Origin of the sequence: Flavobacterium sp. UGB4466 (assembly GCF_903469665.1) — a bacterium.
In the GTDB taxonomy this organism is placed as follows: domain Bacteria; phylum Bacteroidota; class Bacteroidia; order Flavobacteriales; family Flavobacteriaceae; genus Flavobacterium; species Flavobacterium lipolyticum.
On sequence record NZ_CAGKLC010000020.1, the window covers coordinates 38,116 to 53,333 of the forward strand.

The window sequence follows — 15,218 nt, forward strand, 5'->3', positions numbered from 1 at the left end:
AATGACTTGACACATAGAAATATAGATTTTAGGTGTAAATAAAGAGGATTAAAAAAGAAATATATTTCTTTCACAGAGAAAGATATGTGTGTTTAGATGAAGTGAAACGTCTTTTTTAGGAAAACAGAATCTATGTCACTATGTGTTGAAATGAATTATACTAAATTAGGTATTTGTAATTGAAATAAAACTACCCTAAAAAACGTTTACTTGAAAAACTCTTTAAAACCAAAATACGATATGCGACTACTATTTAGCTGTTTGTTTTTAGTATCGTTTTTTAATTCTTTTGCTCAGGAAGTAAAGCCGGAGGTTAAACCAGAAGTGAAACCTGTTGTTAAAATAGATTCATTGTATCGGGAAGATCAGTTTTATTTCTCCGTTACCTATAATCTTCTGACTCAGATTCCACAAGGACTTAAACAGAATAAATTCTCTGTCGGGCTTTCTACCGGTTTTCTGCGTGATATGCCAATCAATAAAAGCAGAACGGTTGCCATTGCAGCGGGTTTGGGTTTGAGTTATCAAAATTATAATCAGAACCTGACTATTGCTAAAGGAGCAGATGGTGAGTTGATTTATGACGTAACCGATTATAATGATATCAAATCAAACCGATACAAGCAGTATATGGTTGATCTTCCGATAGAATTTCGTTGGAGAAATTCGACCTACGAAAGTTATAGATTCTGGAGGATTTACGGAGGATTCAAACTGAGCTATGTTTTTTCTAATAAGTCTCTTTTAGACACCGGAGAAGAGTCTCATAAAATTTCGAACAATCCTGATATAAACAGGCTTCAGTACAGCGTATATTTGGCTGTTGGTTATAACACCTGGAATCTTTACCTCAATTATGGATTAAACCCTTTGTTTAAAAATGTAACAACGGTTTCAGGACAAAATATTAATGTAAGAACGCTGAATGCGGGATTGATTTTCTACATTTTATAGCCATAAATACAGAAACAATAACTGCGGTAAAATTCCAATAAAAGTTCCAATCACTAACTCATTAGGAGAATGGGCTTCCATTTCTAAGCGTGATGAAGCGACAATTCCCGTCATTAAAATCAGGAAAGCACTCCAGTAAGGATTTTGCAATTGAAGATGTGTGTTCAGTCCAATTACAAAAATGGTGAATCCGCTAAGGGCCATCATGTGTAAGCTTGCTTTTATTTTGAACAGCGAGCAAATCAGAGCCAGAATGGTACTGAACAAAGCGCCCAGAAAAAAGAAATGCAATTCAGGATAACGGCTAATGACGATGCTTCGTTTTACCAGTAAAATATACAAAAAGCACTGTAAAATCAGAGGGATTTTGCGTTGTGAAGTTTCGTGTATCATAATAGAATTCACACGCCCCGTCGAACGTAGTAAAAGATAAAACAGTATGGGTACTAAAATGGTGATGATCAGAATTTGAAGCAGCACATAATATTTTTCCTGAGTACTAAAGAGATCGTGTTTGAAGAAAAGATAAAACAAGGTGGCATACATCGATATAAAAATCGGATGAAAGATATAGGAGAATATAGGCAGGATTCTTTTCAAAACGTTGTATTTAGTGGTGTTAAGCAAATATAAACAAATAATGTTTTTTTGCTACGAATCGTGTGAATTAGCAGGAGTTAAAATTCGTGCAATTCGCGACAAACTTTTTAGTAATCTGTGGCAAAAAGTGCCACAAAGAATTAGTGAAAATTTGTGAAATTCATGGTAAACCTTTTTTTAAATTTGACAAAAAGAAAATCTTAATGAGCATAAATGTAAAAAGCCTTATCCCGGTTCTCAATGCCGAATGGACAGGTTCAGATTCTGATGTTTTTGTTGACCATATTTCGATCGACAGCCGTTCTCTGCAAAACGGTTCCAAAACTTTGTTTATTGCCCTGTCGGGGATTAATAATGATGCTCATTTGTATATTACAGAATTGATAGAAAAAGGGGTTCAGAATTTTGTAGTACAGCATATTCCTGAAGATGTAAAAGGAAAGGCTCATTTTTTAGTGGTCGAAAATACACTACAGGCTTTACAGGAATTTGCAGGTTATTACAGAGATTTATTTCATTTCCCTATTATCGGATTGACTGGAAGTAATGGCAAAACGATAGTAAAGGAATGGCTTAATTTCTTGTTGAGTCCGGACTTTAATATTATCCGAAGTCCTAAAAGTTACAACTCTCAGGTAGGCGTTCCGTTGTCTGTAATTGCTATTAATGAAAAACATAATCTGGGAATTTTCGAAGCCGGAATATCTACGGTTAATGAAATGGTGAAACTCGAAAGAATCATTAAACCTAATATTGGAGTTTTAACCAGTATTGGTTCGGCACATGATGAAGGATTTAAAAATCTGGAAGAGAAAATAGACGAAAAGTTACTGCTTTTTAAAAACTCGACCGTTATTATTTATCAGAACAACAAGCTTGTAGACGAAGGTCTTGCGAAGTTAAGTCTGGACTATCTTTTACCGGAACGAATACTTTTTTCATGGAGTTTCACTGATGAGTCGGCAGATGTTTTTGTTGTGAAACGTGTTAATGAGGACGAAACGACCAGTATTCAGGCCCGTTATAAAAATGAAATTTTTGATCTAGAAATTCCATTCAGTGATTCCGCTTCCATAGAAAATGCGATTTCCTGTCTCTTGGTTTTGCTTTATATGAAGTACGATGCCGAAACCATTCAAAATCGATTTCAGAATTTATACCCCGTGCAAATGCGTTTGGAGGTTAAAAACGGAATCAACAATTGCAGTATTGTCGATGACAGTTACAGCTCGGACTTTCAGTCACTCAAGATAGCATTGGATTTTTTAGAGAGTCAGCAGAAAAAGAACGCGTCAAAAACAGTTATTCTGTCGGATATTTTCCAAAGCGGATTTTCAAATGAAGAATTGTACACCAAAGTAGCACAGTTGATTGCGGATAATAAAATAAACCGTGTCATTGGAATAGGAGAAACTATTTCTTCCTTTGCCGCTAAATTCTCAAACTGTATTACTTTTCCCAATACAGCTGAATTTATTACGCAAATGGAGAGTCTGAATTTCGAAAATGAAGCCATTTTAATTAAAGGAGCGAGATCGTTTCAGTTTGAAGAAATTGTGTCATTACTCGAAGAAAAAACGCATGAAACGATTCTGGAGATCAATCTGAATTCGATTAGCCACAATCTGAATTACTATAAATCGAAATTAGCGGCTAACGTTAAGCTAATGGTGATGGTGAAAGCATTTGGTTATGGAAACGGCGGACTTGAAATTGCGAAACTGCTCGAACATCACAAAGTAGATTATTTGGGTGTGGCTTTTGCCGATGAAGGAATCTCTCTAAAAAATGGTGGAATAAAACTACCAATTATGGTGCTGAATCCGGAATCGACCAGTTTTCCTTCGATTATACAATACCATTTAGAGCCAGAGATATATAGTGTCAAAGGATTAAAAGCATTTTTGAAAATTGCAAGAGAAAAGAACCTCAAAGATTTTCCGATTCACATAAAGCTGGATACCGGAATGCATCGTTTGGGTTTTGAAGAAAATACACTGGAGGAATTGATTGAAACTCTCAGAGGAAATTCGACCGTAAAAGTAAAAAGCGTGCTGTCGCATTTGGCAACAAGTGACGAAGTGAAGCATTTTGATTTTGTGAGATCCCAGATTCACCTGTTTGAAAATTTGTCTTTAAAATTGATTACGGCTTTGGATATTAATCCGATTCGTCATATACTGAATACTTCCGGAATAAGTAATTTTCCCGACGCGCAATACAATATGGTACGTTTAGGAATTGGTTTGTATGGGGTCTCGAACGATCCTGCTGAGCAAAAATATCTGGAAAATGTAGGTACTCTGAAATCAATTATCTCTCAGGTACGAACAATTCCGGGAGGAGACAGCGTTGGTTACGGACGTCGTTTTATGGCAGATAAACAAACCAGAGTTGCCACCATACCCATTGGATATGCAGATGGAATTTCGCGCTTGTGGGGAAATAAAGTAGGGTATGTGGTGATTAAGGATCAAAAAGCGTTCATTTTAGGAAGTGTTTGTATGGACATGCTCATGGTCGATGTCACCGATATCGATTGTAAAGAAGGTGACTCGGTAATTGTTTTTGGAGAAAGTCCAACGGTTATTGAAATGGCAACTGCTTTAAAAACAATACCGTATGAAATTATGACCAGCATATCACAACGGGTGAAAAGAGTGTTTTTTAGATAATTTTAACAAATTGTCAATAAAATTACGTATTTTCGAAAATCAATTAAGTATAAACTAAAATAATCGATTATGGGATTTTTTGCAGATTTTAAAGCTTCTTTGCTGAAAGGTGATGTGTTGAGTTTAGCAACAGCAGTTGTTATTGGTGGCGCATTTGGAAAAATAGTGGGTTCTGCTGTAGACGATATTATTATGCCAGTTGTTGGTTTACTTACGGGGGGAATTGATTTTACTCAAAAATTTGTTACGCTCGATGGTAATAGTTATCCCAATTTAGCTGCTGCTAAAGCTGCCGGAGCCGCAGTAATTACCTATGGAAATTTGGTTCAGGCAATCATTAACTTCGTAATTATATCATTTTTTGTATTTGTGGTATTAAGAGCTGCTGAAAAGGCTAAGAAAAAAGAAACAGTAGTTGAGGCGGCACCTGCCGGTCCAACTCAAGAAGAACTACTTACGCAAATTAGAGATTTGCTTAAAAAATAATTCCGCTACACTAAGTCTAACTAAACCGTTCCTTAATTGGGGCGGTTTTTTTTACTATTTGTTTGTTTTGTAACATTTTGTTATTTTTTGTGAAGCACGTTGTTTTGACTTTTATTATGTATACTTTTGCATAACAAAATAAATTAATTCATACTAAACATATAAAAATGAGAATAGCAGTCGTAGGTGCCACTGGTATGGTTGGCGAAGTAATGCTTAAAGTTTTAGCAGAAAGAAATTTTCCTGTTACAGAGTTAATTCCGGTAGCTTCTGAGAAATCAGTAGGAAAAGAAATTGAATATAAAGGAACAAAATACAAAGTGGTAGGACTGCAGACCGCAGTGGATATGAAAGCTGATATTGCTGTTTTTTCGGCAGGTGGTGAAACTTCGCTGGAATGGGCTCCAAAATTTGCTGCAGCCGGTACAACGGTTATTGACAATTCATCAGCATGGAGAATGGACCCGACTAAAAAATTAGTGGTTCCTGAAATCAACGCTTCGACTTTAACCAAAGAAGATAAAATTATCGCAAACCCAAACTGTTCAACCATCCAAATGGTGTTGACTTTGGCTCCATTGCACAGAAAATACAATATTAAGAGAATTATAGTTTCTACCTATCAATCGATCACCGGAACGGGTGTGAAAGCGGTAAGACAGTTAGAAAATGAGTACGCCGGAGTTCAGGGCGAATTGGCTTATAAATATCCAATTCACAGAAATGCTATTCCACATTGCGACAGTTTTGAGGAAAACGGATACACTAAAGAAGAAATGAAACTAGTTCGTGAAACTCAAAAAATTCTTGGCGATAATACGATCAGAGTAACCGCTACTGCAGTTCGTGTGCCTGTTGTGGGCGGACACAGTGAGGCCGTAAACGTTGAGTTTACGAATGATTTTGATGTAAATGAAGTACGTGAAATTTTACACCATACAGATGGAGTAGTAGTTCAGGATAACTTAGATACTTTTACGTACCCAATGCCATTGTTTGCAGAAGGTAAAAATGATGTTTTTGTAGGTAGAATTCGTCGTGACGAAAGCCAGCCAAACACTTTAAACCTATGGATTGTTGCTGATAACCTTAGAAAAGGAGCTGCAACAAATACGATTCAAATCGCTGAGTATTTAATCGCGGCAGGTTTGGTATAAACAGAGATTAAATAAAATTGTTATAAAGAGAAAGCCGTAATTGCAGCAATGCAGTTGCGGTTTTTTTGATGCATAAACTTAAAAATTATAAATTAGCTGTTGTAAAAATCAATGATATGAATTTCGATAACTATAAAATAATAGCCAATTACAATACCTGTAAAACAGACTTGTTTGTAGCGGATGAAGAAGAGATTCTGGCTTGTGAGAAAACGCTAAATATTCTTTTTGATGAAGATTACAAAGCGTATGTTTCAGAATTCGGAAGCGGAATACTTGGAGGGACCTACGTACGGATTTATCTTCCCGAAACAATAATGCTGACACTTGACGAGTGGAGAAAGCGTATAACAGAATATTGGTTCTGGGATGAAGGAAAGGACGTGCTTACGAAAGAAGAAGTTTTGAATTCCGTAAGAATAGGAGACACGTACGATGGCGATGAGATTATTCTTTTAAAAAACGAGTACTTTGTACTGCCAAGACATAGTGAAATGATCTATAAAGCAGGAACTACACTTGAAGAAACAATCACCTGGTTGTGTTCGTCGGGAATTCTGACGGAAGCATTTTCTGAAAGAAATTTTGAACCATTTAATCCGGGAGAAATTACGGAATAATTAAAAAAAAAGCTTTTATAATTATGGAATTACCTAGGTTTAAATATAGTCCTAATGCATACGAAATAGATGTTTTTACTGAAGAAGAAGGAATTTGTTCAATTTGTAGTGTAAAAAGAAACTTAAAATATACAGGTTCTTTTTACAGCATTGAAGAACCAGAATATATTTGTCCATGGTGTATTCATGATGGGAGTGTATCAAAAAAGTATAATGGAGAGTTTAATGATTATAGCGGTATTGAAAAGATATCTCCAGATCCTTCAATTCAAAGTAAAATCAATATTTCTGAGAAGCACTTATTGGAGGTATGCGAAAGAACCCCCAGCTACGTAAGCTGGCAACAAGAAGTATGGCTAACGCATTGTAATGAGCCGTGTGCTTTTATTGGTTATGCAAACAATAAAATTATCGAACCGTTTTTAGATGAGCTTAAAGAAGATATTGAGGTAAATATTGGTTACGATCCAGAGCTTATTCGTAAGTACTTAACAACTGACGGAAGCCTGGTCGGTTACTTATTTCAATGTGTAAACTGTGGACAGCATAGACTACATGCAGACTCTGATTAAGTAAGTCTGTAGATTAGTTTGTGTAACAGCTATAAAAAAAGCGAGAATTTTACTTCTCGCTTTTTTGTATTTAATATTCCGGGGCCAGTTCTAATTCCAGGCCTTCTAATTCTTCAGTAATAGGGATCTGACAACCTAAACGGCTATTAGATTTAACATAAAACGCTTCCGAAAGCATAGCTTCTTCTTCATCTCCCATTTCCGGTAATGCAACATCATTTAGAACGTAACACTGGCAAGAGGCACACATTGCCATTCCTCCGCAAGTTCCTTCAACAGGAAGTTCGTATGCTTTGCATAACTCCATTATGTTCATTGCCATATCAGTCGGAGCTTGTAATTCGTGTATAACTCCTTCTCGATCTTTAATCTTTATTAATACATCCATTTTAATTAGTGGAATTTTACGGGTTCGGATCTTATAACGTGAAAAAATCCTTAAATTATATTAACTGTTTTTGATACTAAATGCGTATTCTTTTTTGTTACCTTCTTTAAGGTGCATTTTTACCCCAAGAGTATTTCCGTTTTTCTCTAATATCGTTACTATGGCAATTACAGAATAATAATCTTTATCAGATTGAAAAACCAAAGTTCCTTCATAGGTTGAATTCATTACTCCCTGTTTGTCTGTGGTAACAGATACTTTTCTCGGGTGAGAGAATTGTGCAACACTATAAGTTGCTTTGTTGGCAAACTTTGCTTTTCCGCCACAAATGTCGAACAGAAAATCATAGTTTCCAATTCTCAGGCTTCCTTCTTCTTCGTTGGCATTAGTCGAAAATACAATCTGACCTGTGTATTTAAAATCCGACCATTCTTCAGAATCATTTAGCCAAGCTTTGTCAACAACTAACGTTTGAGTGGTTTGTTGCGCATAATTTACAGAAACACAAAATAATAATAAAAACAGAGCGTAAAACTTCTTCATAAAATTTAAGATTTAAGGGTTATGTGACAAATTTAATTAAATAAGTGACAATTCCTTAACTAAAACTCTTAAATATTTGTATTATATTTTGCTAAAAACGCAACAACCCGTTTATTTAGCACTGTTTTTTTGCGAAATTATAAATTAAACGATATAAGGCGCTATTATTCTTGTTAAATCGACGAAATCGAATTGCTGAGAAAAATCGCGTTTTTATTACATTATATTAACCACCGTTTCTATTTGTGGGGCATATTTTTTTATAGTGGTCTCAACTCCTGCTTTTAGCGTCATTTGATTTACACTGCAGCTGATACATGCTCCTTCAAGACGAACTTTAACGTGTTTGTCATCTTCTATAGAAATAAGCGTAATGTCTCCTCCATCAGAATTTAAAAAAGGTCTGATTTCGTCAAGAGCTAATAATACGTTGCTTGTTAATTCTTCTGTTGTCATAATTTTATCAATTAGAAAATTGGTCAATTAGAAAATTAGACAATTGATCTAATTATCTAATTGTCTAATTATCTCATTATCTCATTATATTAATTTTTTTTAACCGCTGAACATCCCGCCATAGTTGTAATTTTTATGGCTTCAGTCGCAGGTAAACTATCGTTTCGGTTTACAGTTTCCTGTACAACATTACGTGTAATTCCTTCAAAAACGGTTTCGATTACCGAAGCAGTTTGTAAAGCAGCCGGACGACCGTAATCACCAGCTTCACGAATAGATTGTACAATTGGAACTTCTCCTAAAAAAGGAACGTTTAAGTCTTCGGCAAGATTTTTTGCTCCTTCTTGTCCAAAGATATAATATTTATTGTCAGGTAATTCTTCGGGTGTAAAATAAGCCATATTTTCTATGATTCCCAAAACAGGTACATTGATGTTGTCCTGCATGAACATCGCTACTCCTTTTTTAGCATCGGCTAAAGCCACAGCCTGAGGAGTACTTACTACTACAGCTCCTGTAATTGGTAGCGATTGCATAATCGAAAGATGAATATCTCCCGTTCCCGGAGGTAAATCGATCAACATAAAATCTAATTCTCCCCAATCGGCATCAAAAATCATTTGATTCAGTGCTTTTGCAGCCATTGGACCTCTCCAGATCACGGCCTGACTTGGCGCTGTAAAGAAACCGATAGAAAGTATTTTGATTTCATAGCTTTCAATAGGTTTCATTTTTGATTTTCCGTCAACAGTAATCGAAACCGGTTTTTCGTTTTCAACGTCAAACATAATTGGCATCGACGGTCCGTAGATATCGGCATCAAGAACTCCAACTGAAAAGCCCATTTTGGCAAGTGTTACAGCAAGATTTGCGGTAACAGTTGATTTTCCAACTCCTCCCTTACCGGAAGCAACTGCAATAATATTTTTGATTCCAGGGATAGCACGACCTTTAATTTCGTTTTTCTCCGGAGTTTCTACTTTAATATTTACTTTGATTTTAGCTTCAGGGGATACCAATTCATGGATTGTTTTTTTGATATCATCTTCTGCTCTTTTTTTGATGTGCATTGCCGGTGTATGCAACACCAGGTCTACCACAACTTCATCACCAAAAGTAATGACATTGGCAACGGCGCCGCTTTCAACCATATTTTTTCCTTCTCCCGCTATAGTAATTGTTTCTAGAGCTTTAAGAATTTCTTTTCTGTCTAATTTCATTTTAATGGACTATTTTCGATTGATCGAAATTGATTTAAAGTATTGTATTTATTTAAACTGATTTCAGACTGCAAAGATAACAGATTATGTTCGGATTCAAACCCTTTTTGGATTGTATTTATTGATATTGAGATTGCTCAAAACGATTCTTATAGGCTGTTTTTGATTTCAAAATCAGAAAAAAGATAAACTTTGCTTCGTTTATAGGTTAAGATTCGTAAAAAACTTAACAGCGAAACAGTGTAAAATTAAGAATAAGACCGTTAAAATGTCAATAATCTTAGCTATATTTGAGTTCCCTAAATTTGCGATTTCCAAATATTCTGAAAAATATACGAGAATTTGTCTTTGGGGACAATTATGGGTTTTCGGTATTTTCTGAATAGAATTTAATCTTAAAATTTAAATCTGAAAAATATGCGAAATTTTACTTCTTCATCTGTAATTATTGCTATTAGTTTTTTACTGCTTTCTTTCGGATCTTCCGCTAAAGAGAGCCCTGTAAATCACAAATTCAAAGCGTTTGATAATGTTTCTGCATCGAATAGATATCTTTTTAAAACCGCTGTTGATGCGGCAGCAATCAGTCAGTTTTACAAAAAGTATCCCAATTTAAAAAAATATCAGAATGACGTTTTGGATCTGTATAAGAAAAAGGAATACAAAACGATCTGGTACGATGATAAAAGTGTGAGCGAATTTGGTGCGTTGCTGTATCATAAGGTACGCTTGTTAAATGAGCAGGGAATTAAAGCTACGATGCCTTATATGAATTTGGTAGATGATGTTTTTAACGAGAACGTAACGAATGATCTTCCGGAAATTGATACAGAATTGTTGCTGTCTAATATGTATGTGTTTTATGCGAGCAACGTTTATTCGGGAGTTGATCCGGCTACACTAAAAAAAATTGGATGGTTTCTTCCTGCAAAAACTATTTCTTATTCTAAAATATTAGATTCGCTGATGGTTGACCCTGGACGACTGAATAAAGACGAGGATCTTTTGTTTGGACAGTACTACAAACTTAAATCAGTATTGAAAAGGTACAGAAACATTGAGAAAAACAATCAATGGACAAAAATTGATATTGACAGTATAAATTATAAAGACCTGAAGCCTTTTGATAGTGGTGTTGCCATCAAGCAAATCAGACAGCGATTGTTTGTGGTGGGAGATCTGGCACAAGATTCTAAAAGAGATGTGTATGACGAGGAGATGATGGCCGGAGTTTTAAAGTATAAAAAAAGGTACGGACTTAAACTGAATTATACCTTAACCCGTGATCATATCAATCAGATGAATGAACCCATTGGTAATCGTATCAAAACGATCATGCTGAATATGGAGCGCTGCCGATGGATACCCGCCTCATTAGCAAAGGCCAGCGAGTATATCATGGTTAATATTCCATCCTTCAGGCTGATTTATGTGAAAAATGGTAAATATGAACTCGTTTCGGATGTCTTTGTGGGAACCCGAATGACCGAGACCGTAATTTTTAGTGGTAATATGGATCGAATTGTATTTAGTCCGTATTGGTATGTTCCGCAGAGCATCATCAAAAATGAGCTGAAGCTGAAAATGGCAGAAGATAAAAACTATCTGGCCGATCATAATATGGAATGGAACGGAGGCAATGTAAGACAAAAACCGGGACCTAAAAACTCTTTAGGATTAGTTAAATTCATGTTTCCAAATCCAAATGACATTTACCTGCACGATACCCCTGCGAAAAGTTTGTTTGATTTCGAAAAACGTATTTTCAGCCATGGCTGTATTAATGTTAAAGAGGCAAAACCATTGGCTTTGGCAATTTTGAAAGACAATCCCGACTGGCCGGTAGATAAAATCGATAAAGCAATGAGCGGTGAAAAAGAAACCACTTGTATGCTGAAAACCAAAATTCCAATTTATATCGGATACTTTACCGCCTGGGTAACGGATGACGGGGAGATTGGTTTTTATCCTGATGTTTACGACAGAGATAAACAACTGGATAAATTATTGTATTCCGATTCAGTTGTTTCGAAATAAAAAAAAGAAACCCGCCAGATCAATATGATTTGGCGGGTTTTAAAAAAATGGTCTACAAGTTTATATCAAATTTACTTACATTTTAGTTCAATGTTTTCTGATATAATGCCGATGTAATATGAAAATAGTACAATGCAATTGGACTATATTGAATATACAATTCGGTATTATTCGTATTTTAGGTATTTTAAGATATCAATCTTAGTTACCTGATAAGCTTTTGCTAAAACGATGATAAGCGTTAAAGCCAACAGAGAAACCAGAGCGATACTGAATGGAATTACCGAAACTCCAATTCGGAAGGCAAAGTTTTCCAGCCATTTTTGTAGCAAAATGTATGCCGGAATAATACCAATAACAAATCCAAGTAAACAAAAGCCAACATATTGCTTGGATAATTCTTTTAATAAAGCATCTGTTTCGGCGCCTAATGTTTTTCTAATGGCAATTTCTTTTAGTCTTCGCTCCATTGAAAAAGAGGCCAAAGCAAACAATCCGAAAATAGCGATGATGATGACCACAAGGTTTAGAATGAAAAACAAATTTTTCTGTTTTACCTGCTCCTGATACGTTTTAGCAAAACCCTTATTAACGAATTCGTATTCAAAAGGGTAATCCTGATTGATGTTTTTCGTCCAGTATTTGTCTAGTTTTGCTAAGGTTTCGGTTAAATTATTGGGAGAAACTTTTACATAAATTTCTTCAAAATTATTCCACTTTAACGTTTTAAGGTTAATGAAAATCAGGGGAGGAACTTTATCCTGTAATCCTGTGATGTGGAAATCTTTTACTACACCAACGATTTTAAATTTCATATTTCCTTTTTCATTTCCCCAACCTGATGTTATAACTGTATTAAGTGGTTTTTTAAGGCCTAACATTTTGACAAGGGTTTCGTTTACCAGCCAATTTTCAATGGTATCCGAAGCAAATTTTGGAGATAAATCACGTCCCTGAATAATTTTGATTTTCATCATATCCAGAAAACCAAAATCCATTTCGACATTTCCGGATTGTACAGAAATACCGTTGTGTGTAAGTCCTGAACTGGAATAAGTGCTATTTCCGAAAGAACCGGCAAAGGTGGATACGTCTAGAACACCGGACATTTTTAAAAGTTCTTGTTTTGTGGTTTGATATTTAGATAATTTCGTTTTGTAATCCTGGAAATTAAAAGGGATTTTAATGACCTGATCTCCACTAAAACCAAGGTCTTTGTTCATCATATAACTCACCTGAGAATTCACGATTAAAGCACCTATGATAAAAAAAGCAGCGATACCAAACTGGAAAATAAGCATCGAATTTCGAATCCATATACCGCTTTTACTTCTGGAGAAGTTTCCTTTTAGCACTTTTAAAGTCTCAAAATTGGAGATGTAAATGGCAGGCAAAATTCCAGCCAAAACGATTACTAATCCGAAAATAAAAATGAGCTGCAGGTAAAATTCACTGCCGTTCATCGTTAAAGATTTTTTCAGGAAAGTATTATAGTAAGGTAGTGAAAGTTCTACAATTGCCAAAGCAAAAAGAATGGCTAAAACCACTATTATAGCGGTCTCAAAAATAAATTGAAGGACGATTTGTCTTTTAGACGCTCCTACAATTTTGCGAACACCCACTTCTTTAGCACGTTTTATTGCCGATGCTGTCGCTAAATTAATGTAGTTGACTAAAGAAAGAATCAGAATTAGAATAGACAGACCTACCATAATATAAAGCAATTGCAGATTTCCTTTTCCCTCAGGAAAACTGGCGCCTTGTACAGATTTTATGCCGTGTAGACGAGCGCTACTTAATTTGTCCAGCATCACTATGATCTCACCATTTTCTTTAATGTACTGTTCCGGAGTCAGTCCGTTGGCTTTGGCATCTTTCAAAGTCCGGTTAACGTAATTTATGTTTCGCATTTTCTTTTCAACAGCAGCGATATCGGCCCCTTTTTTTACTTTAATCATTAAAGCGTAATTAAAGTTACCCCAACTTTGTTCGTCGTTTTCACGGGCAATTCCACTGAAAACGTAGTTAGGTTCAAAAGCTGAGGGGGTTATGTTTTTATAGACAGATTTTACCGTGTAATCTTTGTAATTGTAAGTAATGGATTTGCCAATTGGATCCTGATTCTTAAAAAGCAGTTGTGCTGTTTCTTCTGATATTGCCACACTGTTTTTCTCTTTCAGGATATTGGTTTTGGCTCCTTTTACGATAGGCAGGGGGAACATATCAAAAAAACTATTGTCGGAAACTGCGATCTTTTTGTGAAAGAATTTTTGCCCTTGGTATTTGATCATATCATTATTATACCAGGAATTAAAAAAACAGATTGATTCGATTTCCGGAATGGTGGCTTTACAGGTTCTTCCAAAAGGAATATTGTTGTAGGACCAAATATCCCCATCCTCTCCAATTCTATTAAAAACCTGATAGACGTTCTCTTTTTCAGGATTCCATTGGTCGTAGGCATTTTCGTTATTCCAATATAGAATGGCGAAAATCACTCCCGCGATTCCAATGCTTAATCCCAGGATATTTAAAAACGAAAACAGTTTGTTTTGTTTCAAATGATATATAAATATCTTAAACCAGTTAAAAATCATGTTTTATTTTTTATAGTTGTTACAGTTGGTTTTGAAATAGTTTTACAGGTTTTGAAATCTGTAAGGCATTATAAGCCGGATAGTATTTTGCAAACAAATCCCATCAGAATTATGATTGCACTTAGGATGAATTTGATCATTTTATCGTTATTTAACGTCCATAAAAACATCAACATTACGTTGGTTGAATTTTTCAGAGAATACCACCCCATCTTTCATATGGATTGTTCTTTGCGAAAACGAAGCATCATAATCAGAGTGGGTAACCATTAAAATGGTAGCTCCTTTAGCATGTAAATCGGTTAAGAGTTCCATTACCTCATTACCGTTTTTACTATCTAAATTTCCGGTTGGCTCATCGGCCAGAATAATTTTAGGATCGTTTACCAAAGCTCTTGCAACGGCAACCCTTTGCTGTTGTCCCCCCGAAAGTTGTTGCGGGAAATGTTTAAGGCGGTGAGAGATATGCAGTTTCTCGGCAATAGCTTCGACTTTTTGTTTTCTCTCAGCCGCTTTTACATTGTTGTAGATCAAAGGCAATTCGATATTGTCGTAAACCGAAAGTTCGTCGATCAGGTTGAAATTCTGGAAAATAAAGCCAATGTTTTCTTTGCGTACATTTGCTCTCCCTTTCTCTTTTAAACCAATCATTTCCTGATCTAGTAATTTGTAGCTCCCGCCTGAAGCGCTGTCCAAAAGGCCTATGATATTAAGTAAAGTTGATTTTCCGCAACCTGAAGGCCCCATAATGGTTAAAAAATCCCCTTTTTTAATCTCTAAAGAAATTCCGCTTAAAGCTGCCGTTTCTACTTCTTCTGTTCTGAAAACTTTGGTTAGGTTTTGAATGGTTATCATAAGTTTTGAAATTTTAGTGGTTGTTAATTCTATTTTTTGATTGATGATTGAAACTTTG

At 35.5% G+C, this 15,218-nt stretch carries 14 protein-coding genes; 7 read left to right on the forward strand and 7 right to left on the reverse strand.

Annotated features, from left to right (window positions below; translation table 11 throughout):
* Positions 1 to 240 precede the first annotated feature (240 nt).
* Positions 241 to 954, forward strand: a complete 714-nt coding sequence (locus tag JO950_RS07815) for a porin family protein (protein ID WP_202702162.1) — start codon at positions 241 to 243, stop codon at positions 952 to 954.
* Here JO950_RS07815 and JO950_RS07820 read toward each other — a convergent pair.
* A complete protein-coding gene (locus JO950_RS07820) occupies positions 949 to 1,554 on the reverse strand; it encodes a hypothetical protein (protein ID WP_237732310.1) in 606 nt (201 codons plus the stop codon). The genes JO950_RS07815 and JO950_RS07820 overlap by 6 nt on opposite strands.
* Positions 1,555 to 1,757: 203 nt before the next feature.
* On the opposite strand from JO950_RS07820, the gene JO950_RS07825 reads away from it, so the two are divergent.
* The 5 genes from JO950_RS07825 (at position 1,758) to JO950_RS07845 (ending at position 7,064) form a co-directional block, all read left to right on the forward strand.
* Positions 1,758 to 4,229, forward strand: coding sequence for a bifunctional UDP-N-acetylmuramoyl-tripeptide:D-alanyl-D-alanine ligase/alanine racemase (locus JO950_RS07825; RefSeq protein WP_202702145.1), 2,472 nt, complete (start codon positions 1,758 to 1,760; stop codon positions 4,227 to 4,229).
* A 69-nt stretch (positions 4,230 to 4,298) separates the two neighbouring features.
* The gene (gene mscL / locus JO950_RS07830) at positions 4,299 to 4,715 is read left to right on the forward strand and encodes a large conductance mechanosensitive channel protein MscL (protein WP_202702146.1); all 417 of its coding nucleotides are present in this window, start codon (positions 4,299 to 4,301) and stop codon (positions 4,713 to 4,715) included.
* A 167-nt stretch (positions 4,716 to 4,882) separates the two neighbouring features.
* Positions 4,883 to 5,872: an aspartate-semialdehyde dehydrogenase gene (locus JO950_RS07835; protein WP_017494688.1), complete on the forward strand. Its 990-nt coding sequence runs from the start codon at positions 4,883 to 4,885 to the stop codon at positions 5,870 to 5,872.
* 116 nt (positions 5,873 to 5,988) lie between these two features.
* Positions 5,989 to 6,492, forward strand: a complete 504-nt coding sequence (locus JO950_RS07840; protein WP_202702147.1) for an SMI1/KNR4 family protein — start codon at positions 5,989 to 5,991, stop codon at positions 6,490 to 6,492.
* A 23-nt stretch (positions 6,493 to 6,515) separates the two neighbouring features.
* On the forward strand, positions 6,516 to 7,064 hold the full coding sequence (locus JO950_RS07845; RefSeq protein WP_202702148.1) for a CbrC family protein: 549 nt from the start codon (positions 6,516 to 6,518) through the stop codon (positions 7,062 to 7,064).
* Positions 7,065 to 7,134: 70 nt separating this feature from the next.
* On the opposite strand, the gene JO950_RS07850 is transcribed toward JO950_RS07845, so the two are convergent.
* The 4 genes from JO950_RS07850 to JO950_RS07865 all read right to left on the reverse strand — a co-directional run bounded on the left by JO950_RS07850 (position 7,135) and on the right by JO950_RS07865 (position 9,671).
* Entirely contained in the window at positions 7,135 to 7,452 is a 318-nt protein-coding gene (locus tag JO950_RS07850) for a 2Fe-2S iron-sulfur cluster-binding protein (RefSeq protein WP_012023404.1), read from the reverse strand.
* Positions 7,453 to 7,512: 60 nt separating this feature from the next.
* Positions 7,513 to 7,995, reverse strand: a complete 483-nt coding sequence (locus JO950_RS07855; RefSeq protein WP_202702149.1) for a hypothetical protein — start codon at positions 7,993 to 7,995, stop codon at positions 7,513 to 7,515.
* A gap of 216 nt (positions 7,996 to 8,211) precedes the next feature.
* A complete protein-coding gene (locus tag JO950_RS07860) occupies positions 8,212 to 8,451 on the reverse strand; it encodes a NifU family protein (RefSeq protein WP_017494691.1) in 240 nt (79 codons plus the stop codon).
* Positions 8,452 to 8,540: 89 nt separating this feature from the next.
* The gene (locus tag JO950_RS07865; protein WP_017494692.1) at positions 8,541 to 9,671 is read right to left on the reverse strand and encodes an Mrp/NBP35 family ATP-binding protein; all 1,131 of its coding nucleotides are present in this window, start codon (positions 9,669 to 9,671) and stop codon (positions 8,541 to 8,543) included.
* 417 nt (positions 9,672 to 10,088) lie between these two features.
* Between JO950_RS07865 and JO950_RS07870 the strand changes: the two genes are divergently transcribed.
* A complete protein-coding gene (locus JO950_RS07870; protein WP_202702150.1) occupies positions 10,089 to 11,708 on the forward strand; it encodes a murein L,D-transpeptidase in 1,620 nt (539 codons plus the stop codon).
* A gap of 167 nt (positions 11,709 to 11,875) precedes the next feature.
* Here the strand turns inward: JO950_RS07870 and JO950_RS07875 are convergent, their stop codons facing one another.
* Both JO950_RS07875 and JO950_RS07880 read right to left on the reverse strand, forming a co-directional pair.
* Positions 11,876 to 14,305 (reverse strand): ABC transporter permease, encoded by a 2,430-nt coding sequence (locus tag JO950_RS07875; protein WP_202702151.1) that lies wholly within the window; start codon positions 14,303 to 14,305, stop codon positions 11,876 to 11,878.
* Between the two features lie 147 nt (positions 14,306 to 14,452).
* A complete protein-coding gene (locus JO950_RS07880) occupies positions 14,453 to 15,160 on the reverse strand; it encodes an ABC transporter ATP-binding protein (RefSeq protein WP_202702152.1) in 708 nt (235 codons plus the stop codon).
* Between the last annotated feature and the right edge of the window lie 58 nt (positions 15,161 to 15,218).

Bases quoted from the DNA above. Each gene is read 5' to 3' on its own strand.
- JO950_RS07815 (WP_202702162.1), top strand. From the start codon at position 241: ATGCGACTACTATTTAGCTGTTTGTTTTTAGTATCGTTTTTTAATTCT.
- JO950_RS07825 (WP_202702145.1), top strand. From the start codon at position 1,758: ATGAGCATAAATGTAAAAAGCCTTATCCCGGTTCTCAATGCCGAATGG.
- mscL (WP_202702146.1), top strand. From the start codon at position 4,299: ATGGGATTTTTTGCAGATTTTAAAGCTTCTTTGCTGAAAGGTGATGTG.
- JO950_RS07835 (WP_017494688.1), top strand. From the start codon at position 4,883: ATGAGAATAGCAGTCGTAGGTGCCACTGGTATGGTTGGCGAAGTAATG.
- JO950_RS07840 (WP_202702147.1), top strand. From the start codon at position 5,989: ATGAATTTCGATAACTATAAAATAATAGCCAATTACAATACCTGTAAA.
- JO950_RS07845 (WP_202702148.1), top strand. From the start codon at position 6,516: ATGGAATTACCTAGGTTTAAATATAGTCCTAATGCATACGAAATAGAT.
- JO950_RS07850 (WP_012023404.1), bottom strand. From the start codon at position 7,452: ATGGATGTATTAATAAAGATTAAAGATCGAGAAGGAGTTATACACGAA.
- JO950_RS07855 (WP_202702149.1), bottom strand. From the start codon at position 7,995: ATGAAGAAGTTTTACGCTCTGTTTTTATTATTATTTTGTGTTTCTGTA.
- JO950_RS07860 (WP_017494691.1), bottom strand. From the start codon at position 8,451: ATGACAACAGAAGAATTAACAAGCAACGTATTATTAGCTCTTGACGAA.
- JO950_RS07865 (WP_017494692.1), bottom strand. From the start codon at position 9,671: ATGAAATTAGACAGAAAAGAAATTCTTAAAGCTCTAGAAACAATTACT.
- JO950_RS07870 (WP_202702150.1), top strand. From the start codon at position 10,089: ATGCGAAATTTTACTTCTTCATCTGTAATTATTGCTATTAGTTTTTTA.
- JO950_RS07875 (WP_202702151.1), bottom strand. From the start codon at position 14,305: ATGATTTTTAACTGGTTTAAGATATTTATATATCATTTGAAACAAAAC.
- JO950_RS07880 (WP_202702152.1), bottom strand. From the start codon at position 15,160: ATGATAACCATTCAAAACCTAACCAAAGTTTTCAGAACAGAAGAAGTA.